We start from the raw sequence: 21073 nt of genomic DNA, 5'->3' as shown, positions 1-21073 counted from the left end.
GCGCCTGTTCAGGGCAAGCGGGCGCTCAAGGCCGCTGCGCCAGCAATTCGGCCGGTTCGTCGCTGGCGATGACGGCCTGCGCCCAGGCGGCCAGGCGGGAGGCGTCGGATTGCAGGATTTGCTGTTTGACGGCGAGGATGCGCGCCGGGTGCATGGAAAAACTGCGCAGGCCCAGGCCCAGCAGCAGGGCGGTCATGGCGGCGTCGCCCGCCATTTCGCCGCACACGCACACGGGCTTGCCGTGGGCGCGCCCTGCGGCGATGGTGCCGGCAATCAGGCGCAGCACGGCGGGGTGCAGGGGGTCGTACAGGTGGGCCACGGCGGGGTCGGTGCGGTCTATGGCCAGGGTGTACTGCACGAGGTCGTTGGTGCCGATGGACAGAAAGTCGAAATGCCGCAGAAACAGCGGCGCGGTGAGGGCGGCGGCCGGAATTTCAATCATCGCGCCCACCGCGCAGGGGCCGTGCGCCTGCCCGCGCGCCTGAAGCTGCGCGCGCGCCCTGGCGATGAGTTCCAGCGTCTGGCGGATTTCGCTGCCGTGCGCGAGCATGGGAATGAGCATTTGCACGGGGCCGTGCGCGGCGGCGCGCAAGATGGCGCGCAGCTGAACCAGGAACATGGCCGGCTCTGACAGGCTCCAGCGTATGGCGCGCAGGCTCATGGCCGGGTTCTGGTGCGGGCTGGGGTGGCGCGTGTCCAGCGGCTTGTCTGCGCCCACGTCCACGGTGCGGATGGTCACGGGCAGGCCGCGCATGCCCTGCACGGCGGCGCTGTAGGCGGCGTATTGCTCTTCTTCGTCAGGCAGGCGGCCTTCGCGGCCCATGAAAAGGAATTCACTGCGCAGCAGGCCCACGCCCACGGCGCTGGCGGCCAGGGCGGCGGCGGTGTCGGCGGGCTGCTCGATGTTGGCCAGCAGCTCGATGGGCTGGCCGTCTTGCGTGACGGCGGGAGTGCTGGCGATTTGCGCCAGGCGCTGCCTTTGCCGCTCGGCCTGCTGGCGTCTGCCCCGGTATTCCTCCAGCATGGCAGGGCCGGGGTTCACATGGATGAGGCCCGCATCGCCGTCGATGATGACCACGTCGTCTTGCCGGATGCGCTGGCTGGCCTGGCCCGCGCCCACGACGGAAGGAATGTCCAGGCTGCGGGCGACGATGGCCGTGTGGCTGGCGCTGCTGCCCTCGTCGGTGGCAAAGCCGGCGAACACGCGCTTTTTGAATTGCAGCATGTCGGCGGGCGAAAGGTCAGACGCAATCAGCACCAGGCTGGCCTCGCTGCCGCCCGCTGGCGCGGGCAGGGCCGCTGCCGCGCCGTCTTGCAGGGCCTGCAGCGGCGCGGGCGCGGACAGGGGCGAAGCCGGCACGCCGCGCAGCTCGCGCAGCAGGCGCGCCGCCACCTGCGCCACGTCGGCCTTGCGCTCGCGCAGGTAGGCGTCTTCCATCTCGTCGAACTGGCGCGAGAGCACTTCCAGCTGCGTGGCAATGGCCCACTCGGCGTTGTAGTGGCGCTCGCGCACCCAGCGGGCGGTTTCGGCGGCCATCACCTCGTCGAGCAGCATCATCAGGTGCACATCCAGCATGGCCGACAGCTCGGCGGGCGTGTCGCGCGGCATGTCAGCGCGCAGGCGCTGCAAGCGGGCCGCCACGGCCTCGCGCGCGGCAGCCAGCCGGGCCAGCTCGGCGGGCACTTGCGCGGGGGTGATGAAGTCATGCGCCACGTCCATGCGGCTGGAAGGCGCCAGCACGGCGCGGCCTATGGCGATGCCGCGCGCGGCAGGCTGGCCTGCGAGGGTGAAGCTCGTTTGGGTGTCCGTGGGCGTGTTCATGGGAGCGGAAAGACGGGGTTGCGCCCGTTCAGCCATGCAGCGCAGGCAGAGCGGAAAACAGGAGCGGAAAACAGGGGGAGAGAAAAGCGCAGGAGCGTCAAAAAAGCATGGCCCAAACAGGCGTCAGCCTCGGCAGGTTACTTCATTGCGGCAGGGCCGCCCATGCGGCCAGCCAGACATGCCGCGCCAGCGCGGCGGCCAGCGCCCACATGAGCAGGCCGAGGAGCGCATCCAGCGCCTGCCGCAGCACGAAGGCGTTTTGCGCGCCAATGGCGACGATCAGGCCCCGCGTGGTGGCCATGCCCTGAATGAATGAGGCGAGCGGCACCAGACAAGAAGCGGGCCGCCGCGCTGCGCCAAAGGGAGAAGCGGCAGCTATGCATCCAAAACAGGAGCAAATTCAAGCGGGCCAAAAACAGCTCTTGCGCCCGTTTCTCTAGGACATCATGCTATGGAAAACAGAGCTAAAAGGCAGCCTGCGCCCCATCTTCCCGCGCTCCGCTTGCGAACAGGCCCCGGGAGCCGCCGCGCGGGTCTCACAAGTCCGACAAATCGGGCGATACGCCCAGCGCGCGGTGCAGGTTGGGGCTGGTGGTGGTGTATTGGAAGAACACGTCTTTGCCCGGAAACAAAAAGGGCAGCGCGCCGTAGGCGGCCAGCGTGGCTTCGTGAAAGCCGCTGAGGATGAGTTTTTTCTTGCCCGGGTAGGTGTTGATGTCGCCCACGGCGAAGATGCCCGGCTCGCTGGTGGAGAACTTTTCGGTATCTACCGCCAGCTGCTTGCGCTCGATGGCCAGGCCCCAGTCGGCAATAGGCCCCAGGCGCGGACTCATGCCGTGAAAGACGAGCAGCGCATCCAGCGGCAGGCGGCGCGTGACGCCGTCTGCGCTCGTGAGCTTGAGGGCGGCCAGGCGGCTGGCGTCGCCTGCGCTGCCTTCCAGGCCGGTGATCTGGCCGATGGCCAGCTGCATGCGGCCTTGCTCGCACAGCGCGCGCATGCGGCTGACGCTGGCCGGGGCGGCGCTGAAGGCATCGCGCCGGTGAATGAGGATGACGCCCGCCGGGGCCGTTTGCGGCGGCAGCCCGGCCAGGTGGTTGGCCCAGTCCAGCGCCGAATCGCCGCCGCCGGCCACGGCCACTTGCTGGCCCGCGAAGGCTTCGGGTTTTTGCACGCGGTAGAGCACGTGCCGCCCTTCAAAGGCTTCAACGCCCGGCACTTTCAGCGGCCGGGGCTGGAATGCGCCCACGCCTGCGGCGATGAAGACGGCGCGCGCCAGGCCGCGCACGCCCTGTGTGGTTTCCACCAGAAAGCGCCCGTCGGCCTGCCGCTGAAGCCGGCTGACTTGCTGGCCCAGGTGGAACACGGGCTTGAAGGGCGCAATCTGCTTCATCAGCGCCTCGGCCAGCTCGCGGCCCGTGCATACGGGCACGGCGGGAATGTCGTAGATGGGCTTGTCGGGATACAGCTCCACCGGCTGGCCGCCCACTTGCGGCAGTGCGTCAATGACGTGGGCGCGCGCTTCCAGCAGGCCCAGCTCGAACACCTGAAACAGCCCCACCGGCCCTGCGCCGATGATGATGGCGTCGGTTTCAAAGCAGTCGGCGGCGGGTTCGGTCATGGGCATGGCGGGTGATCAGGGAGAAAAAAGCGCTTAGCGCAGCAGCTCGCCCAGTTTGTCGGTGCGGTCGCGCCACTCTTCGGCATCCGGCAGGCTGCCTTTGCGCTTGGTGATGGGCTTCCAGTCCGGCAGGTGCGACAGCTCGGCGTTGAGTTCGGCCATGTGCTCCTGCCCGCTGGGAATGTCTTCTTCGGCGAAGATGGCGTCCACCGGGCACTCGGGCACGCACACGCCGCAGTCGATGCACTCGTCCGGGTCAATGGCAAGAAAGTTGGGGCCTTCGTGGAAGCAGTCCACGGGGCAGACATCTACGCAATCGGTGTACTTGCAGCGGATGCAAGCTTCGGTAACGACGTGGGCCATATGCTTTTTTTAGGGTCGGGAAAAGGAACAAGGCCGGATGCCGCATGTTTGCAAACGTGTCCGGCGCTGGATGGCGGGATTCTAAGAATTTCACTTGCCAGACGGGGTTATATGGATATGGCGATGCGCATGGCAGCGCGATGCACGCCCATTCGCCCGCCAGCCCCCGCGAAACGGGCGCAGGCAGCTATCAATAATGAAGTAACCTGCCCGCCATGCACGCCCTCTACAACCTCGCCGCCTGGATGGCCCAGCCGCTGCTGCGCCGCAAACTGGCTGCCCGCGCGCGCGCCGAGCCGCTGTATGGCCAGTGGGTAGCCGAGCGTTTCGGGCGCGCTTATGCCGCCCCCGCCGTTTCGCGCGAAGACGAGAGCCCCTTGTGGATACACGCCGTCTCTTTGGGCGAAACGCGCGCGGCGGCCATCCTGGCGCAGGCGCTGCGCGCCAGGCGGCCCGGCTTGCGCCTGCTGCTCACGCACGGCACCGCCACGGGGCGCGCCGAAGGCGCCAAGCTGCTGCAAGCTGGCGACGCGCAAGCCTGGCAGCCGTGGGACACGCCCGCTGCCGTGGCGCGCTTTCTGGCGCACTTTCGCCCCCGCGCGGGCGTGCTGATGGAAACCGAAATCTGGCCCAACCTCATCGCCCAAAGCGCCGCGCAAGGCGTGCCGCTGGCGCTGGCCAACGCGCGGCTGTCAGAAAAGTCTCTTCGCGCCGCGCGCCGCGCCGCCTGGCTCATGCGCCCCGCCTACGCACGGCTGGCCGCCGCCTGGGCGCAGACGGATGCCGACGCCGCCCGCCTGCGCCAGATGGGCGCGCCCGTGGCAGGCGTGTTCGGCAACCTGAAATTCGATGCGCGCCCTGACCCGGCCCTGCTCGCGCTCGGCCAGCGCTGGCGCGAACAGGCCCGGCAGGCGGGCCGCGCCATCGTCATGCTGGCCTCATCGCGCGACGGCGAGGAAGCCGCCTTCATGCAGGCCATCGTCCAGGCGCGGGCGGCTGATGCGGCGGGCCTGGCAGGCATTCAGTGGCTCATCGTGCCGCGCCACCCCCAGCGTTTTGACGAAGTGGCCAGGCTGGCCCAGTCCCACGGCCTGCGCGTGAGCCGCCGCAGCGCCTGGCCGCAAAGTGCAAACGAAGGCACAGGCGCAAACGAAAGCGGAAGCGCCAATGCCGCGCCGCCCGCCGCCGACCTCTGGCTGGGTGACTCTCTGGGCGAAATGCCCGCCTACTACGCCGCCGCCCGCGTGGCCCTGCTGGGCGCGAGCTTTGCGCCGCTGGGCGGGCAAAACCTGATTGAAGCGGCCGCCTGCGCCTGCCCCGTGGTCATGGGGCCGCACACCTTCAACTTCGCCCAGGCCGCCGAAAGCGCCCAGGCCGCAGGCGCCGCCCTGCGCGCGCCCGACATGCCCGCCGCCCTGGCCGCCGCCCTCACGCTGGCCCGCGACGAAGCTGCGCACGAGCGGGCCGCCCAGGCCGCACTCGCCCTCATCGCCGCCCATCGCGGCGCAGCCGATCGCACAGCCGATGCCGTGCTGACGCTGATGGACGAAGGCTTGCGCCAGACGCCGCCGTGAAAGTCTGCTCAAAGCCTTCCCCCGAGAAATGAGAAGTTCAAGGGGAAAGAAAAGTGACTCAAGCGACATCAGCTGTGAGCAATTCAAGCGCATCAAGCCCTTGCTGGAGAGCGCACGCAAGAAAACGGCTGCCGTGTATCTTTGCTGCATGCCTGATACATCTTCACCCGGCCCGGCGGGGCCGGATTTGCCAGATATTGATGCTTTTTGCGATGCGCTTTGGCTGGAAGACGGCCTGGCGGCCAACACGCTGGCCGCCTACCGGCGCGATCTGGGCCGGCTGGCGCGCTGGCTGCGCCAGCAGTACGGCGTGGCGCTGCTGGCGGCGCAAGAGCGCCACTTGCAGCGCTACTTCGCTGACAGCCACGCCAGCAGCCGCGCGACCACGGCCAACCGCCGCCTGGCGGCATTCCGGCGCTTTTTCCAGTGGGCGCTGCGCGGCGGTCTGAGGGCGGATGACCCGACGCTCAAGCTTTTGCCTGCGCGCACGCCTGCGCGCATTCCCAAAACGCTGGGCGAGGCGCAGGTGGAGGCGCTGCTGGCCGCGCCTGACACGCAGACTGCGCTGGGCCTGCGCGATCGCGCCATGCTGGAGCTGATGTATGCCAGCGGCCTGCGCGTGAGCGAGCTGGTGTCGCTCAAGGTCTTTCACATCAGCCTGAACGACAGCGCCCTGCGCGTGACGGGCAAAGGCAGCAAGGAGCGCATGGTGCCTTTCGGCGAAGAGGCCGGGCGCTGGCTGCGCCGCTACCTGACAGAGGCGCGCGCCGGGCTGCTGGGGCCGCGCCAGAGTGATGACTTGTTCGTGACCAGCGCCGGCCCTGCGCCGGGCCGCGCCATGTCGCGCGTGATGTTCTGGAACCTGATCAAACGCTACGCCGTGCAGGCGGGCATTGCCGCGCCGCTGTCGCCCCACACGCTGCGCCATGCCTTTGCCACGCACTTGCTCAACCACGGGGCCGATCTGCGCGTGGTGCAACTGCTGCTGGGGCATGCCGATATTTCAACCACCACGATCTACACCCACATTGCCCGTCAGCGGCTCAAGGAGCTGCACGCGCAGCATCACCCGCGCGCGTGACGGGCAGTGCGCTATTGCGCGCCAGCGCCGGGCGCGGGCCGCGATGGCGCGGCGCTGCCGGGGGGCGCTGCGGCAGCGCTCATGGCCTGGCGCGGGCTTTCGGCCTGCATGGCGGCTTGCGCGGCGGCGTCGCCTTCGCCGCCAGCCATGTAGAGCGTGCGGGTGGGGAAGGGGAATTCGGCGCCGTGGCGGGCGACGATGTCCATGATTTTCAGCATCACATCCTGCTTGACGGCGTGATACGGCACCCATTCAGTCGTGCGCGTGTAGCAATACACCATGAAATCCAGGCTGGAGGCATTGCAGGTCATGAAATGAACAATAATCGTCTGCTCATTTGCAATATCGGGGTGCTTTTCAAGCATGCCGCGCACATCGTCGCAAATGGCGGCCATTTTGTCCGCATCAGAATAGCGAATACTCAGCGTTTCATAAATGCGCCGGTTCCTCATGCGCGAGGGGTTTTCAACGGCAATGCTGCTGAAAATCGAATTGGGCACATAAAGCGGCCGCATCTCGAAAGTGCGAATGCGGGTCATGCGCCAGCCGATTTCTTCCACCACGCCTTCGATATTGCGGTCGGGCGAGCGAATCCAGTCGCCCACGGTAAAAGGCTTGTCCAGATAAATCATCAGGCCGCCAAAAAAATTGGAAAGCATGTCCTTGGCGGCAAAACCAATGGCCATGCCGCCAATGCCGCCAAAAGCCAGCAAACCCGAAATGGACATGCCCAGCGCTTCGGCCACGGCCAGCGCGGCAATGGCCAGCGCGCACAGGCGCAGCAGCCTGCCCACCGCATAAACCGTTGTCGCATCCGGCAGGCGATGGCCGCTGCCCGCACGCAGCAGCCCTTTTTCCATGTTGGCGATAAAGCGCGTGATGAACAGCGCGGCAATGCCAATCAGCATGACGCGCCGCGCTTGCAGCAGAAAGTTGTGCAGCCACAGCGGCTCAATGGCGTGTAGAAGGCTCACGGCCGCCGACAGCCCGCCCACCCACATCAGCAGCCGCAGCGGCAGGCGCGCCGCTTTCAGCAAGGCGCCGTCCCACACGCCCGGGGCATGGCGCTTTTTCTCCTTGCGGCCAAAAAAGTCCAGCAGGCGCAGCAGCACGAAGTTGCAGCAGATGGTGATCACGCCAATGAGCAGCAGCTGCACGGTCCAGATGGCCGGGTCAGGCGAGAGCTTGAAGTAAGGGGCGATGAGTTCCATAAGGAGCAGCGGAAACGGGGCAGGGCAGGGCGGGTGAGGGGCGCGATTCTGTCACCCGGCTGCGTGCGCCAACGGGCGCTGGCAGGCGCCGGAAAGCAAGATGGCTTGCTCCTGCATCAATAGCATGAGGTCCTGGTGTGGCGGGCGCAAGCGCCGTTTTCAGTCCCTTGAATTTGCTTCTGTTTTTGATGTGATTCAGCCTTCTTCACGGTTTGGCCGCAAAGGCATGACGGCGGGGCGCAGCGGGCTTCGGGTTCCGGGCCGTGCCGCGCTTTCCGCACCCATGGACAGACTGGAAACAGGTTTCCCGGGAATGCGTAACGTGAACCGGCCGTGAACCGGCCCTTGGCGGCGCTGGTTCAGCCGTGGCGGCGGATGTCGTCCACCGCTTCGCTGCCGAAATCGGGCCGCGCCAGATAAGCCAGCAGGCGCCGGGCGGTGTCTTCGGCGCTGGCCAGCTGCCCTTCGGCCTTGAGGGCGGCAAAGCGCCCCTGGCCCGGAAAGTCTTGCGCGCTGGCGCCGCGCAGCTGGGCCTGCATATCGGTGTCGATCACGCCGGGGGCGATGGCGCACACGCGCGCGCCCTGGCCATCCGGGCGCGCGGCCTCTTCCAGCGCCAGGCAGCGGGTGAGGTGATCCAGCCCCGCCTTGGCGGCGCAGTAGGGCGCTTGCGCGGCCAGCGGGCGGCGGCCCAGGCCCGATGAAATATTGAGCACCTTGCGCCCGGCGGGCCACTGGCGCGTGGCCGACAGAAAGGCCGCGCACAGCAGCAGCGGCGCTTCCAGCCCGGCGCGGATGGATTGCGACAGCCCGGCCAGATCGGCCGCGTCGCTGCCGGCCGAGCGTGTGTCGCCCAGCCTGCTGATGCGCGGAATCACGCCCGCGTTGTTGATGAGCGCGGCGCAGCCAAAGCGCCCCGGCGGCACGGCTTGCAGCCACTCGGCCAGGCGGCGGGCGGCGGCGGGCGCGTCCGTCAAATCCTGCTGCCACTGCACCAGCTGCGCGCCGCTTTGCCGCGCCTGCTCTTGCAGCGCCGCCAGCGGCTGGCGCGAGAGGGTCAGCAGCGTGCAGCCCGCCTCGCGCAGCAGCTGCTCAGCCAGCGCCCGCCCCAGGCCGCGCGACGCGCCGGTGAGGATGAAGAGCTTTTCCTGTCGTTCCGTCATGGCGGCCTACTCAAAAGAAGGAGCAAATCAAGAGGGGTGGAAAATGGCTCCGGCGCTCTTTCCACTAGGACGTAATGCTATGGGAAAAGGAGCTAATTCACGCCTTGACGAAGTCTGGCGGCGGCGGGCTGCCGGCCGAGAGCGTGAGCACTTCGTAGCCCGTGGGCGTGACGAGAACGGAGTGCTCCCATTGCGCCGAAAGTGAATGGTCTTTGGTGACGACGGTCCAGCCGTCGCCCAGCGATTTCACGTCGCGGCGGCCCAGGTTGATCATCGGCTCGATGGTGAAGATCATTCCCGGCTCCAGCTCTTCGCCCGTGCCCGCCTTGCCGTAGTGCAGCACCTGCGGGTCTTCGTGAAAGTTCTGGCCCACGCCGTGGCCGCAGTATTCGCGCACCACCGACAGGCCGTGCCCTTCGGCGAATTTCTGGATGACGTGGCCGATGTCGCCCAGCCGCGCGCCGGGGCGCACTTGCATGATGCCCAGCCACATGGCCTCGTACGTCAGGCGGCTGAGCCGCCGCGCGGCCACCGAGCATTCGCCCAGCTCGAACATGCGGCTGGTGTCGCCAAACCAGCTGTCTTTGATGACGGTGACGTCCACATTCAGCACGTCGCCTTTTTTCAGGGGGCGCTCGTTGGGGATGCCGTGGCACACCACGTGATTGACGGAGGTGCACACGTGCCCCGGATAGGGCGGATAGCCCGGCGGCTGGTAGCCGATGGTGGCCGAGCGCGTGCCCTGCTGTTGCATGTGCTGCGCGGCCAGCCGGTCGATTTCAAGCGTGGTGATACCGGGGCGGATGTGCGGCGTGATGGCGTCCAGCACTTCAGAGGCCAGGCGGCACGCTTCACGCATGGCGGCAATGCCTGCCGCGTCTTTGATGATGATGCTCATGGGGCGGCGATTATCGTGAGCGCTCCGCGCGCAATGCCGCCGCGCGCGCGCCTTTGTGGGCGCTCTTTGCGCTGCGTCAGCAACAGCCGGACTCCATGCGACTCTTTCACTGCGAAAGCGATCGCTGCGGCCAGGCAGCGATCGCTTTCCGGCGTCCGGAATCTGCTGCGCCGCAGCTGGCAGCTTATTTATGAAACAGGCTCTTACGCCAATATGCGCAAGTCACAACCGTAGACACTTTTGGCAACGGTGTTTTGAACCAACTGTGTACCATCCCGCCCGCAATGCCGCCTTCGCACTGCGCTGCGGAGGCGGCTTTTAATGAATGAATCTGCACGACAGGATTTGCACTGCATGACACGTTTTCTTGCTCGCATCACCCGCCGCCGCCTGGCGCAGTCGATTGCCGTGGCGCTGGCCCTTCCATCCGCCGCGCCCGTGCTGGCGCAGTTCAGGGTGGAAGTCTCGGGCGTGGGCCTGCGGCAAATGCCCATTGCGCTGCCTGCCTTCCGGGGCGAGGATGGCGCGCCGCAGAAACCGGCCGCCATCGTGCAGGCCGACCTGGAGCGCAGCGGCCTGTTTCGTGCGGTGAACGCCAGCGGCCAGGCGCCTGATGAAACCACTGCGCCTGACATGGCCGTGTGGCGCGAGCGCGGCGCTGACTCCCTGGCTGCCGGCAGCGTGCAGCGCCAGGGCGATGGCCGCTGGCAAGTGCGCTTTCGCCTCTGGGACGTGGTGCAGGGGCAGGACTTGGGCGGGCGCGGCTACACCGTGCCGCAATCCGATTTGCGGCTGGCCTCGCACAAGGTGGCCGACTACATTTATGAAAAGCTGACGGGCGAAAAAGGCGTGTTTTCCACGCGCCTGGCCTATGTAACCAAGGCCGGCTCGCGCTACACGCTATGGGTGGCTGATTCCGACGGCGAAAACGCCCAGGCGGCGCTCTCCAGCCCCGAACCCATCATCTCGCCCAGCTGGTCGCCTGACGGGCGGCAACTGGCCTACGTGTCATTCGAATCGCGCAAGCCCGTGATTTACGTGCATGACGTGGCCTCGGGCCGCAGGCGCCTGCTGGCGAACTTCCGTGGCTCCAACAGCGCGCCCGCCTGGTCGCCCGACGGACGCAGCCTGGCCGTCACGCTCTCGCGCGATGGCGGCTCGCAGCTTTATCTCATCAGCGCCGGCGGCGGCGAACCGCGCCGCCTGGCCAAAACCAGCGCCATTGACACCGAACCCGTGTTCTCGCCGGATGGCAGCTCCATCTATTTCGTGAGCGACCGTGGCGGCGCGCCGCAGGTGTACCGCATGCCCGCTGGCGGCGGCGCCGCGCAGCGCGTGACCTTTTCGGGCAACTACAACATCTCGCCTTCCATTAGCCCGGATGGCCGCTGGATGGCCTACATCAGCCGCTCGGCAGGCTTTCGCCTGCACGTGATGGAGCTGGCCACTGGCAACACCACGGCCATCACGGATACAACCGAAGACGAAAGCCCCAGCTTCGCCCCCAACAGCCGCCTGATCGTGTATGCCACCCGCCAGGGCGGCCTCGACGCGCTGATGACCACCACGCTGGACGGCAAGATCAAGGCGCGCCTGGCAGGCAAGGGCGGAGACATCCGCGAACCGGCCTGGGGACCGTTCCAGAACTGATTTTCCAACGACAGCGTTTTATTTCAAGCAAAGGAGCAAACCCATGTTCAAACGCTATTTCATTGCCGCCGCCGCCCTGGCCCTGCTGAGCGCCTGCAGCACCACCGACAACCTGGACACGTCTGCCAGCAATGCAGGCGACGCATCGCGCACTACCCTGCCGGGCGACAGCCACGTCGCCCCCGTGCAGGCAGAACATGCCATGCAGGAAGCCGACGGCCCCGCTGGCGTGGCGAAGGTGATCTACTTCGACTTCGACAGCTTCGTGGTCAAGCCTGAATACCAGTCCGTCATTGACGGGCACGCCCGCCACCTGCAAGCCAACCGCAGCCGCCATGTCGTGCTGGAAGGTAACACCGACGAGCGCGGAGGCCGTGAATACAACCTGGCGCTGGGCCAAAAGCGTGCTGAAGCGGTGCGCCGCGCGCTGGGCCTGGTCGGCGCTTCTGACGCGCAAATCGAAGCCGTGAGCTTTGGCGAAGAAAAGCCCGCCGTGATGGGCAGCGACGAAAGCGCCTGGTCGCAAAACCGCCGCGTTGAAATCAAGTACCGCTAAGCCGTGAAGCACGCAAAACCCCTGCGCCTGACGGCGCTGGCGCTGGCGCTGGCGGCAGCCAGCTTCAGCGCCCACGCGCTGTTTGGCGATGACGATGCCCGCCGCGCCATTCTGGATTTGCGCCAGCGGCTCGACACCGCCATCACGGCCCAGAACAAGCTGGTGGAAGACAACGAGCAAATGCGCCGCAGCATGCTTGATCTGCAAACGCAAATCGAGACACTGCGTAACGAGCTGGCCCAGTCGCGCGGCATCCAGGAACAAGCTTCGCGCGAACTGGAAGACTTGCGCCGGCGCCAGCAGGAAGCTGCGCAGGGCATGGAAGACCGGCTGCGAAAAATGGAATCCGGTGATGCGCCGCCTGCCAGCGGCACGGACGGCGCTGAAGCCGCTGATGACGCCAGCGCCCGCAGCCAAGCTCCCCAGCAGGCCAGCGCCGAGCCGGACCGCAGCGCCGCCGAACGCAAGGAATACGACGCCGCCTTCGCCGCCTTTCGTTCCGGCGACTACCGCAACGCGCAAACCCGGCTGGCCCGCTTCGTCAAGAAATATCCGCAAAGCAGCTACGCGCCATCGGCCCTGTTCTGGCTGGGCAATGCGCAATACGCCACGCGCGACTACAAGGAAGCCATCACCAACTTCCGCTCTCTGCTGAGCAGTGCGCCCAAGCATGACAAGGCCCCCGAAGCCTTGCTGTCCATTGCCAATTGCCAGATTGAGCTGAAAGACACACGCGCTGCCCGCGCCACGCTGAACCAGCTGGTCAAGGCCTATCCGCGCTCTGAAGCCGCCCAGGCTGGCCGCGAGCGGCTGACGCGCCTGCGCTAAAATCCCGCGATTTTCGCCTTGCCGCACCCTGCCGACGCCGGGGGCGGCTTTTTCTGTCTGGGGCCTTGCGCCTTGCGGGGTTCCGGACTCATTGCATCCACAAGGAGTCTGAATGCGTCATTACGAAATCATTTTGCTCATCCACCCGGATCAGAGCGAACAAGTGCCCGCCATGCTCGAGCGCTACAAGGGCATGATCACCAGCGGCGGCGGCCAGGTGCACCGCGTCGAAGACTGGGGCCGCCGCCAGCTGGCCTATCAGATCAACAAGCTCTCCAAGGCCCACTACCTGTGCCTGAACATCGAGGCCGGGCGGGACGTGATGGACGAGCTGGAGCACGCCTTCCGCTTCAACGATGCCGTGCTGCGTCACCTCACCGTGCAAAAAGCCAAAGCTGAAACCGGCCCGTCTTCCATGATGAAGACTGTTGAGCGCGAAGAAGCCCGCAAGGCCCAGCAAACCGCCGAGCAAGCCACCGAATAAGGCCGTCACGCACACCTCCCAGGCAGACTGCAAGACAAGGCGAGCGTGAACCGCATCGACATTGCCGGCGTCATCGAAGAGCGCGGCGCATTGCGCCACACCCCGGCGGGCCTGCCCGCGCTGGATTTGCGCCTTTGCCATGAGTCCGAGCAGCCCGAAGCCGGGCAGCCGCGCAAAGTCAGCCTCACGCTCAAGGCTGTCGCCATCGGCCAGGTGGCGCAGCGGCTGGACCGTCAGGCGGCAGGCGCTCAGGCGCGTTTCACGGGCTTTCTCGCCAGCCCCCGCCAGTCACGCCAGGTTGTGTTCCACATTCAGGATTTTCAGCAAGATTCGTTTTAAGGAGGCCCCCATGGCCACGTTCAAGAAATTCAACAAAGACAAGCGCCCGAAGCGCAACACCCAGTCGCTGCTGTTCAAGCGCAAGCGCTTTTGCCGCTTCACCGTTGCCGGCGTCGAGGAAATTGACTACAAGGACATCGACATCCTGCGCGATTTCATCGCCGAAAACGGCAAGATCATCCCCGCCCGCCTGACCGGCACGCGCGCCCTCTATCAGCGCCAGCTCAACACCGCCATCAAGCGCGCGCGTTTCCTGGCCCTGCTGCCCTATACCGACAAGCATCGCGTCTGACCCGGGGCTGAAAGGAGAAACACACCATGGAAATCATTCTTCTGGAAAAAGTCACCAACCTGGGCGGTCTGGGTGACATCGTCAAAGTCAAAGACGGCTATGCCCGCAACTTCCTGATTCCTTCTGGCCGCGCGCGCCGCGCCACCGCCGCCAACAAGGCCGAGTTTGAAGCCCGCCGCGCCGAGCTGGAAAAGCAGGCCGCCGAAAAACTGGCCGCTGCCCAGCAGCAGGGCGGAAAGCTGGCTGGCGCCATCATCAAGCTCACGCAAAAGGCTGGCGTCGATGGCCGCCTGTTCGGCTCTGTCACCAACTACGACATTGCCGAAGAGCTGAAAAAGCAGCACGGCGTGGAAGTGCACAAGTCGCAAATCCGCCTGCCTTCCGGCCCCATCAAGACGGTGGGCGATTCCACAGTCGTCATCGCCCTGCACACGGACGTGCTGGCTGAAATCACCGTGGCCGTTTACGGCGAAACAGCCTGATCCGGGCGCTGGCCCGTCATGCCAAAGCCGCTGGGCCATGCCTGGCGGCTTTTTTCTTTGAGCCTGGGCAGCCTGTTCATGATCTGGCCGGGAGAGGCAAAAGCGCGAATCGGGATGGGCGGCAAGGCGCAGACGGGTCTTGCACCCCGGCGAGGATTTGCAACGCCGCAGAGCGCCCGAATCCGCGCTTTCGCGCCCGCAGACTCATCGTGGGCAGATTCAAAGGCCATATTTCGCTCCTTGATTCATAGCGTGATGTCCTAGTGGAAAGAGCGCGGAGCACATTTTCGGCCCCATGAATTTGCTCCTTTTCTTGATGTAGCTTCGCTCTCTGCCTCAAGAACCTGTTCAGAGTCTGCCCGTGGAGCCTTGCGGATCGGGATGGAGGCAGCAAGGCCCAAACCGCCCAAGTTCGCGCTTTTCGCACCTGCGGGCGGACTTTGAACTGATTCTTGGCTTCCGGGCCGCTGCCTTCCAGGCCCCGCCGCCCGGCCCCGGTTTCCAGACCGGCTTCTGCTTCTCCCCAGCTTCTCCCCAGCCTGTCCACGGTTTATCCACCGCGCATCCACAGCCTTGCGCAATGACAGGCGCGCCCACGCTGCCTATGCTCGCCGCCCATGCCTGATGAACTGAACCCTCCCCCATTCGACGCGTCTGACGCGCCGCCGCCCGCAGCAAGCGGCCATCCCGGCCCGCCTGACGACGCCTCCTATGCCGCTGCGCTGGAGCCTGCCGATTTGCCAGAGCCTGCTGATCTGCCGCCGCCCGCAGATCCGCAAGTGGCCCAGCTGCGCATTCCGCCGCATTCGCTGGAGGCCGAATCCAGCGTGCTGGGCGGCCTGCTGCTGGACAACGGCACCTGGGACCGCGTGGGCGATCTGCTCATCGACAGCGACTTCTACCGCCTCGAACACAAGCTGATTTACGCCGCCTGCGGGCGTTTGATCAACGACAGCAAGCCGGCGGACGTCATCACCGTTTTCGAGGAATTGCAGCGCCAGGGCCGCGCCGAAGCGGCAGGCGGCATTGCCTACCTCAACGCGCTGGCGCAATACGTGCCCAGCGCGGCCAACATCCGCCGCTACGCCGAAATCGTGCGCGAGCGCGCCATTCGCCGCAAGCTGATCGCCGCCAGCGACGAAATCGCCACCAGCGCCTTCAATCCCCAGGGCCGGGGCGTGGACAAGATCCTGGACGAAGCCGAGCAGCGCATTTTCAAGATTGGCGAAGAAGGCTCTCGCATGAAAGAGGGCTTTCAGTCCATGGACCTGCTGGTCACCCAGCTGATTGACCGCGTGCAGGAGATGGCCGACAACCCCAACGACATCACCGGCGTGCCCACCGGCTTCATTGACCTGGACCGCATGACCGCCGGCTTGCAGGCGGGCGACTTGGTGGTGCTGGCCGCGCGCCCTTCCATGGGCAAAACCGCCTTCGCCATCAACATTGCCGAGCACGTGGCGCTGGAAGCGGGCCTGCCCGTGGCCGTGTTTTCCATGGAAATGGGCGCGGCGCAGCTGGCCGTGCGCATCGTCGGCTCCATCGGCCGCATTGACCAGAGCCACTTGCGCACGGGCCGCCTGACCGATGAGGAATGGCCGCGCCTGACCGAGGCCATCGAGCGCCTGCGCACGGTTTCGCTGCACATCGACGAAACGCCGGGCCTGACCCCGTCGGAGCTGCGCGCCAGCGCCCGCCGCCTGGCGCGCCAGCAGGGCAAGCTCGGCCTGATCGTGGTGGACTATTTGCAGCTGATGACCGGCTCCGTGAGCGAGGGCGAAAACCGCGCCACCGAGCTGGGCGAAATCTCGCGCGGCCTCAAGGCCCTGGCCAAGGAGCTGCAATGCCCCGTGCTGGCCCTCTCGCAGCTCAACCGCAGCGTGGAGCAGCGCACCGACAAGCGCCCCATGATGAGCGACTTGCGCGAATCGGGCGCCATCGAGCAAGACGCCGACATCATCATGTTCATCTACCGCGACGACTACTACAACAAGGAAAAATCGCCCGAGCCGGGCGTGGCCGAAATCATCATCGGCAAGCAGCGCAACGGCCCCACCGGCACCGTCAAGCTCACCTTCGTCAAGCCCCTCACCCGTTTTGAGAATCTGGCGCTAGGCTCGCCGGACGACTATTGAAGCGGCGCGGCGCCCGCCGCCCCGGCTGTTTTTTCACTTTCAAGGAGCACTCACCATGGCCCAGCCCCATCTCACTCCCGGCCAGCTCGGCAGCGTGGCCCCTTTGGGCGCCGCTGCCGCCAGCACGCCCTCCTTCGCGCTGGTCAAAGGCCGCCAGCTGGAAGTCATGCGCCTGGTGCTGCCCGCAGGCAAGGCCCTGCCGGCACACAGCGCGCCGGGCGAAATCACCGTGCAATGCCTGGAAGGCCGCGTGCAATTTGAAGCCGCCGGCCAAACGCATGCCATGCAGGCTGGCGACTTCCTCTGGCTGCCCGCAGGCGAGCCGCACGCCCTGCGCGCCGAAGCCGACGCATCGCTGCTGGTCACCGTCAGCCTGCCGCAGCCATAGCCGCACTGGCGGCCCCGCTCAACCCGCCCGTGGACGCGAAAAGGCCGCCCCGAAGCGGCCCGTGCAGCCTGAATGCATCAAAAACAGGAGCGAATTTGAAGGGCAGCAAATGCCGTTCTGCGCACGTTCCACTAGGACCTCATGCTCTGATTTCAAGAGCGAAATATGAACATCAACCGTCTGCGCTTTGCTCATTCCGGCGCTTTGCCTGGAAGGCGGGCCTTTTTCAGGCTTCGCTGACGGCCAGCACGTCCAGCGCCTGCATGAGCTGGGCTTCGTCTGCCAGGCGGCGCATGGGCGGCAGGGCGGCGAGCAGGCGCTTGCCGTAGCCCATGCTGATGAGGCGGGTGTCGCAAATCGCCAGCGCGCCGGTGTCGGTTTCGCAGCGGATGAGGCGGCCCGCGCCTTGCTTGAGGGCCACGGCCGCTTCGGGCAGGGAAATGGCGGCAAAGGCGCTGCCGCCTGCGGCTTCGATGCGGCGGCAGCGCGCTTCAATCAGCGGATCGCCCGGCGGCGGAAAGGGCAGTTTGTCGATGACGACGCATTGCAGCGCGCGGCCGGGAATGTCCACGCCTTCCCAGAAAGAAGCAGAAGCCACGAGCACGCAGCCTTGCGCCTTGCTTTGCCCGGCCGCGCGAAAGCGCTCCATGAGCACGCGCTTGGGGTATTCGCCTTGCGCCAGCACGGTGATGGGCGCGCCTTCGCCACGAAAGCGTTCGGCCAGCGCCTGGCTGATGCCGCGCAGCGCGCGCAAGGTGGTGGTGAGCACGAGGGTGCGCCCGCCCAGGCGCAGCGCGGCGTCGCCCGCCAGGCGGGCCACGGCGGCCGGGTGTGCGGCGTCTGCCGGGCGGGGAAAGGCGGCGGGCGCCGGGATGTAGAGCACGGACTGGCGGGCGTAGTCAAACGGGCTGCCCACGCGCAGGATGCGCGCCGCGCCTTCCAGTCCGCAGGGGCGGGTGAACCAGGTGAGCTGGGCGTCATCGCCCAGCGTGGCGGAGACGAAAACCCAGGCGCGCGGCGCGGCCGGGGCGGCGGACGGGGCAAAGGGGTCTTCTTCACCCACGGCGGCGAAGGGCGGCAGGCCTTCAGGCGGGGCTGGCGAATCGGACGAATCTGACGAATCTGGCGGCGCGATGCCCAGCAGGCGCTCGCGCACGGTCTGGGCGATGTCCAGCGGCGATTCGGTCAGTTGCAGGGTGTAAAGGCCCACTTCCAGCCAGCGGGCCGCATCCGCCGTGGCGGGCTGGGCAAAGTGCGCGGCCAGCCGGGCCAGGCGCTGGGCGCGGGCGAGCAGGCGGGGAAAGTCGGCGGCGGCGTCTTGCACGGCTTCGCAAGCGGCGGCAATGGACTCCAGCGCGGCTTGCAGGCGGGCCAGGGCGGCCAGCCAGCCTGCTTCAGGCACGCCTTCGGGCGCGAGAGCGTTCCAGCGCAGGCGGGTATTGCCGCCGGGCGGGCTGGAAGGCGGATTGCCAGCGGCCAGCCGCAAATCGCGCAAGGCGTTTTCAAGGCCGCCAGCCAGCGCGCTCCAGTCTTGCAGGCCGCGCGCGTGCTGCAAACCGGCGGCAAGCAAATCACGCGCGAAATCCTGCAACTGGCGGTGGCCGAGCTGGCGGCCCAGAAACTGGATGCCGGTTTCGTTGAGCTGGTGCGCTTCGTCAAACACCACGGCGCGGGCGGCGGGCAGCAGCTCGGCCATGCCCGATTCGCGAATGGCCAGATCGGCAAAAAAAAGGTGATGGTTGATGACGACCACGTCGGCGGCCAGCGCCTCGCGCCGCGCGCGGGCCACGTGGCAGTCGCGAAACCGGGGGCATTCGCTGCCCAGGCAGTTGTCGCGCGTGGAAGTGACCAGGGGGATGACGGGCGAGCGCTCGTCCAGCTCTGGCAGCTCGGCCAGATCGCCCGTGGCCGTGGCCTGCGCCCAGCGCTCGATGCGGGCCAGCTCGCGCGCGGCGGTGGCGCTGGCGGGCGCTTCATGCCGGGCCAGCTCCAGCCGGTAAAGGCACAGGTAGCTGCTGCGGCCTTTGAGCAGGGCCGTGCGCACGGGCAGGCCCAGCGCGCCAATCAGACGCGGCAAATCGCGGCCATACAGCTGGTCTTGCAGCGTTTTGGTGGCCGTGGACAGCAGCGCGCGCTCGCCGCCCAGCAGCACGGGCGCCAGATAGGCAAAGGTTTTGCCCACGCCCGTGGCCGCTTCGGCCACCAGCGCGCCGCCTTCGCGCAGCGTTTGCGCCACGGCCAGCGCCATTTGCACCTGGCCGGGGCGGGGGCAAAAAGCGCCATCGGCCGCAGCCAGCGGCCCATCGGGCGCGAAAACGGCGGCAACACGGCTGGCGAGATCAGGCAAGGCGAAAGGGTGCGGAAAAAAGACGCGAGGCGGCGACGAAAGGCCGAATGGAAAGACCTCGCGCCTGTTTCATTCAGCTTTACAACTGATAATACGCAGCTTCACTTTTGGCAGCGCCAAAAAATCAGGTCATATACATAAGCACACATTGCGCACAACATGAACAAGGACAAGGGCTTCCGGCTCGCTGCCGCCACAGGCCTGCACAAGGGCGACCGGGACTATCAGCAAGATCAGCTCGGCCTGTTTGCCCACCCGCGCGTGCCCGGCTGCGTGCTGGGCGTGGTGGCCGACGGCATGGGCGGGCGCACCGGCGGGCGCAAGGCGTCTGACCAGGTCATCATGACCGCGCGCCAGCTCTTTGAAAGCTACGACCCCGCCCACGAAGACGCCGCCGCCTTGCTGCGCCAGATTGGCGAAGAGGCGCATCTGGTCATCCGCCTCACCGCCATCGCCGCCGAGCAGGAGCCGCACAGCACGCTGGCCGCTTTTCTCACCACCGCCAAGGGCGCCTGCCACTGGGTGCATTCGGGCGATTCGCGCCTGTATCACTTTCGCGGCAGCACGCTGCTGCGCCGCACGCTGGACCACTCCTACGTGCAGGCGCTGGTCGAGCGCGGCGAAATCACCGCCGAAGAAGCCAACACCCATCCGCAGTCCAACATGCTGCTCAGCTGCCTGGGCGCGGACGAGCCGCCCCGGCTGGATGCGCACTACATTCCGCGCCTGCAACTGGGCGACACCATCATGGCGTGCAGCGACGGGCTGTGGCACTACTTCACGGTCGATGAAATCGGCTCCGTGCTCAACGCCTTGCCGCCGCGCGACGCCAGCGAATTCCTGGTGGAAAAGGCGCGCGAGCGCGCGATGGGCGGCGGCGACAACCTCTCGCTCATCATCGTCAAGCTGGAGCCGCTGCAGGCGGACAAGCCCATGATCGGCTCCGGCTTCGTTCAACTGGGCGCCAACACCCAGCATTGAGCGCGGGCACGCCTTCGGGCTTGCGCCGGCCTTGCCGCCATGACCATTCAGCTCTACGCCAAGGACGGCCACGAATGCATCATGTTTCACGACCTGGTGCAGGCTGACGCCGACGCCGTGCAGTCCAACCAGTTCATCGTCTGCCACGGCGACCACATGGCCGTCATCGACCCCGGCGGCATGATGACCTACAACGCCATCTTCCTGCGGCGCATGCAGTGCTTTCCGAAGTCGCAGGTGGACTACATCATGGCCTCGCACGCCGACCCTGACGTGGTGGCTTCGCTCAACCGCTGGCTGGTGCAAACCACGTGCAAGCTCGTCATTCCCGCCGTGTGGTCGCGCTTCGTGCCGCACTTTTGCACCCACAGCATTGAAAACCGGCTGGTGCCCGTGCCTGACGCCGGCGGCATCTTGCCGCTGGGCGAGGCGCACATCATCGTGCTGCCCGCGCACTTTCTGCACTCCGAAGGCAATTTCCAGTTCTACGACCCCATCTCCAAAATCCTGTTTTCGGGCGATCTGGGCGCATCGCTGGTCAGCAACGAACAAGCGGGCCAGCCCGTGACCGACTTTGACGCACACATTCCCAACATGCTGGGCTTTCACAGGCGCTACATGAGTTCGCGCAAGGCCTGCCAGTACTGGGCGCAGATGGTGCGCGGGCTGGACATCAAGATGATCGTGCCCCAGCATGGTTCCTGGTTTCGCGGCCGCACCATGTCGCGCCGCTTCATTGACTGGGTGGAGCAGCAGGAATGCGGGCTGGATCTGATGACGCAGGAAAACTACCGCCTGCCCGCCAAAAAGCTGCTCTGAAACCGGCTTTGCCCCCGGCGCGGCGAATCGCCATGAACTCC

General features: G+C 66.5%; 20 protein-coding genes and 1 pseudogene. 13 read left to right on the top strand and 8 right to left on the bottom strand.

The features are described from left to right. Nucleotides 1-25: 25 nt before the first annotated feature. The 4 genes and pseudogenes from ptsP to fdxA all read right to left on the bottom strand — a co-directional run bounded on the left by ptsP (nt 26) and on the right by fdxA (nt 3804). The gene (gene ptsP / locus C1720_RS01360; RefSeq protein ID WP_102282973.1) at nt 26-1822 is read right to left on the bottom strand and encodes a phosphoenolpyruvate--protein phosphotransferase; all 1797 of its coding nucleotides are present in this window, start codon (nt 1820-1822) and stop codon (nt 26-28) included. A gap of 232 nt (nt 1823-2054) precedes the next feature. Then, a pseudogene (locus tag C1720_RS14685) lies at nt 2055-2153 on the bottom strand (amino acid transporter); the annotation flags it as partial. Between the two features lie 205 nt (nt 2154-2358). Continuing rightward, nucleotides 2359-3447, bottom strand: a complete 1089-nt coding sequence (locus C1720_RS01350; protein ID WP_102282972.1) for an NAD(P)/FAD-dependent oxidoreductase — start codon at nt 3445-3447, stop codon at nt 2359-2361. 27 nt (nt 3448-3474) lie between these two features. Continuing rightward, entirely contained in the window at nt 3475-3804 is a 330-nt protein-coding gene (gene fdxA, locus C1720_RS01345; RefSeq protein ID WP_050715859.1) for a ferredoxin FdxA, read from the bottom strand. Between the two features lie 215 nt (nt 3805-4019). Between fdxA and C1720_RS01340 the strand changes: the two genes are divergently transcribed. Next, nucleotides 4020-5378 carry a 3-deoxy-D-manno-octulosonic acid transferase gene (locus tag C1720_RS01340; protein ID WP_102282971.1) on the top strand — a complete coding sequence of 453 codons (1359 nt, stop codon included), beginning with the start codon at nt 4020-4022 and terminating at the stop codon, nt 5376-5378. A 148-nt stretch (nt 5379-5526) separates the two neighbouring features. Next, nucleotides 5527-6459: a site-specific tyrosine recombinase XerD gene (gene xerD, locus C1720_RS01335; RefSeq protein WP_102282970.1), complete on the top strand. Its 933-nt coding sequence runs from the start codon at nt 5527-5529 to the stop codon at nt 6457-6459. An 11-nt stretch (nt 6460-6470) separates the two neighbouring features. On the opposite strand, the gene C1720_RS14105 is transcribed toward xerD, so the two are convergent. The 3 genes from C1720_RS14105 to map form a co-directional block, all read right to left on the bottom strand. After that, entirely contained in the window at nt 6471-7670 is a 1200-nt protein-coding gene (locus C1720_RS14105; RefSeq protein ID WP_102282969.1) for a mechanosensitive ion channel family protein, read from the bottom strand. 359 nt (nt 7671-8029) lie between these two features. Continuing rightward, nucleotides 8030-8833 carry an SDR family NAD(P)-dependent oxidoreductase gene (locus C1720_RS01325; protein WP_102282968.1) on the bottom strand — a complete coding sequence of 268 codons (804 nt, stop codon included), beginning with the start codon at nt 8831-8833 and terminating at the stop codon, nt 8030-8032. A 97-nt stretch (nt 8834-8930) separates the two neighbouring features. Continuing rightward, nucleotides 8931-9731 (bottom strand): type I methionyl aminopeptidase, encoded by an 801-nt coding sequence (gene map / locus C1720_RS01320; protein WP_102282967.1) that lies wholly within the window; start codon nt 9729-9731, stop codon nt 8931-8933. A gap of 354 nt (nt 9732-10085) precedes the next feature. Between map and tolB the strand changes: the two genes are divergently transcribed. The 9 genes from tolB (at nt 10086) to C1720_RS01275 (ending at nt 16885) form a co-directional block, all read left to right on the top strand. Beyond that, nucleotides 10086-11381 carry a Tol-Pal system beta propeller repeat protein TolB gene (gene tolB / locus C1720_RS01315; RefSeq protein WP_102282966.1) on the top strand — a complete coding sequence of 432 codons (1296 nt, stop codon included), beginning with the start codon at nt 10086-10088 and terminating at the stop codon, nt 11379-11381. Between the two features lie 43 nt (nt 11382-11424). Then, on the top strand, nt 11425-11937 hold the full coding sequence (pal, locus tag C1720_RS01310) for a peptidoglycan-associated lipoprotein Pal (protein ID WP_102282965.1): 513 nt from the start codon (nt 11425-11427) through the stop codon (nt 11935-11937). Nucleotides 11938-11940: 3 nt separating this feature from the next. Further along, the gene (ybgF, locus tag C1720_RS01305; protein WP_050715866.1) at nt 11941-12765 is read left to right on the top strand and encodes a tol-pal system protein YbgF; all 825 of its coding nucleotides are present in this window, start codon (nt 11941-11943) and stop codon (nt 12763-12765) included. Nucleotides 12766-12877: 112 nt separating this feature from the next. Beyond that, nucleotides 12878-13249: a 30S ribosomal protein S6 gene (gene rpsF, locus C1720_RS01300; RefSeq protein ID WP_102282964.1), complete on the top strand. Its 372-nt coding sequence runs from the start codon at nt 12878-12880 to the stop codon at nt 13247-13249. Nucleotides 13250-13294: 45 nt separating this feature from the next. Then, nucleotides 13295-13588 carry a primosomal replication protein N gene (gene priB, locus C1720_RS01295; RefSeq protein WP_050715868.1) on the top strand — a complete coding sequence of 98 codons (294 nt, stop codon included), beginning with the start codon at nt 13295-13297 and terminating at the stop codon, nt 13586-13588. Nucleotides 13589-13598: 10 nt separating this feature from the next. Then, entirely contained in the window at nt 13599-13880 is a 282-nt protein-coding gene (gene rpsR, locus C1720_RS01290) for a 30S ribosomal protein S18 (RefSeq protein ID WP_102282963.1), read from the top strand. Between the two features lie 26 nt (nt 13881-13906). Next, a complete protein-coding gene (rplI, locus tag C1720_RS01285; RefSeq protein WP_102282962.1) occupies nt 13907-14362 on the top strand; it encodes a 50S ribosomal protein L9 in 456 nt (151 codons plus the stop codon). A 617-nt stretch (nt 14363-14979) separates the two neighbouring features. Further along, the gene (gene dnaB, locus C1720_RS01280; protein WP_102282961.1) at nt 14980-16497 is read left to right on the top strand and encodes a replicative DNA helicase; all 1518 of its coding nucleotides are present in this window, start codon (nt 14980-14982) and stop codon (nt 16495-16497) included. Between the two features lie 55 nt (nt 16498-16552). Then, nucleotides 16553-16885, top strand: coding sequence for a cupin domain-containing protein (locus C1720_RS01275; protein ID WP_050715871.1), 333 nt, complete (start codon nt 16553-16555; stop codon nt 16883-16885). 226 nt (nt 16886-17111) lie between these two features. Here C1720_RS01275 and C1720_RS01270 read toward each other — a convergent pair whose 3' ends face one another. Then, nucleotides 17112-19232: an ATP-dependent DNA helicase gene (locus tag C1720_RS01270; protein WP_233199728.1), complete on the bottom strand. Its 2121-nt coding sequence runs from the start codon at nt 19230-19232 to the stop codon at nt 17112-17114. Between the two features lie 159 nt (nt 19233-19391). Here C1720_RS01270 and C1720_RS01265 point away from each other — a divergent pair, with 159 nt between their 5' ends. After that, entirely contained in the window at nt 19392-20213 is an 822-nt protein-coding gene (locus C1720_RS01265) for a PP2C family protein-serine/threonine phosphatase (RefSeq protein WP_050715873.1), read from the top strand. A 39-nt stretch (nt 20214-20252) separates the two neighbouring features. Continuing rightward, nucleotides 20253-21032, top strand: a complete 780-nt coding sequence (locus C1720_RS01260) for an oxygen-binding di-iron domain-containing protein (protein WP_050715874.1) — start codon at nt 20253-20255, stop codon at nt 21030-21032. Nucleotides 21033-21073 lie beyond the last annotated feature (41 nt).

This window comes from Ottowia massiliensis (assembly GCF_900240305.1).
In the GTDB taxonomy this organism is placed as follows: Bacteria; Pseudomonadota; Gammaproteobacteria; order Burkholderiales; family Burkholderiaceae_C; genus Ottowia; species Ottowia massiliensis.
The sequence above is the reverse complement of the archived record's forward strand: the minus strand, read 5'-3'. Positions and strand labels throughout refer to the sequence as shown.

Excerpts from the sequence above, each read along its gene's own strand:
- ptsP (WP_102282973.1), bottom strand. The coding sequence starts at position 1,822 with ATGAACACGCCCACGGACACCCAAACGAGCTTCACCCTCGCAGGCCAG.
- C1720_RS01350 (WP_102282972.1), bottom strand. The coding sequence starts at position 3,447 with ATGCCCATGACCGAACCCGCCGCCGACTGCTTTGAAACCGACGCCATC.
- fdxA (WP_050715859.1), bottom strand. The coding sequence starts at position 3,804 with ATGGCCCACGTCGTTACCGAAGCTTGCATCCGCTGCAAGTACACCGAT.
- C1720_RS01340 (WP_102282971.1), top strand. The coding sequence starts at position 4,020 with ATGCACGCCCTCTACAACCTCGCCGCCTGGATGGCCCAGCCGCTGCTG.
- xerD (WP_102282970.1), top strand. The coding sequence starts at position 5,527 with ATGCCTGATACATCTTCACCCGGCCCGGCGGGGCCGGATTTGCCAGAT.
- C1720_RS14105 (WP_102282969.1), bottom strand. The coding sequence starts at position 7,670 with ATGGAACTCATCGCCCCTTACTTCAAGCTCTCGCCTGACCCGGCCATC.
- C1720_RS01325 (WP_102282968.1), bottom strand. The coding sequence starts at position 8,833 with ATGACGGAACGACAGGAAAAGCTCTTCATCCTCACCGGCGCGTCGCGC.
- map (WP_102282967.1), bottom strand. The coding sequence starts at position 9,731 with ATGAGCATCATCATCAAAGACGCGGCAGGCATTGCCGCCATGCGTGAA.
- tolB (WP_102282966.1), top strand. The coding sequence starts at position 10,086 with ATGACACGTTTTCTTGCTCGCATCACCCGCCGCCGCCTGGCGCAGTCG.
- pal (WP_102282965.1), top strand. The coding sequence starts at position 11,425 with ATGTTCAAACGCTATTTCATTGCCGCCGCCGCCCTGGCCCTGCTGAGC.
- rpsF (WP_102282964.1), top strand. The coding sequence starts at position 12,878 with ATGCGTCATTACGAAATCATTTTGCTCATCCACCCGGATCAGAGCGAA.
- rpsR (WP_102282963.1), top strand. The coding sequence starts at position 13,599 with ATGGCCACGTTCAAGAAATTCAACAAAGACAAGCGCCCGAAGCGCAAC.
- rplI (WP_102282962.1), top strand. The coding sequence starts at position 13,907 with ATGGAAATCATTCTTCTGGAAAAAGTCACCAACCTGGGCGGTCTGGGT.
- dnaB (WP_102282961.1), top strand. The coding sequence starts at position 14,980 with ATGCCTGATGAACTGAACCCTCCCCCATTCGACGCGTCTGACGCGCCG.
- C1720_RS01275 (WP_050715871.1), top strand. The coding sequence starts at position 16,553 with ATGGCCCAGCCCCATCTCACTCCCGGCCAGCTCGGCAGCGTGGCCCCT.
- C1720_RS01265 (WP_050715873.1), top strand. The coding sequence starts at position 19,392 with ATGAACAAGGACAAGGGCTTCCGGCTCGCTGCCGCCACAGGCCTGCAC.
- C1720_RS01260 (WP_050715874.1), top strand. The coding sequence starts at position 20,253 with ATGACCATTCAGCTCTACGCCAAGGACGGCCACGAATGCATCATGTTT.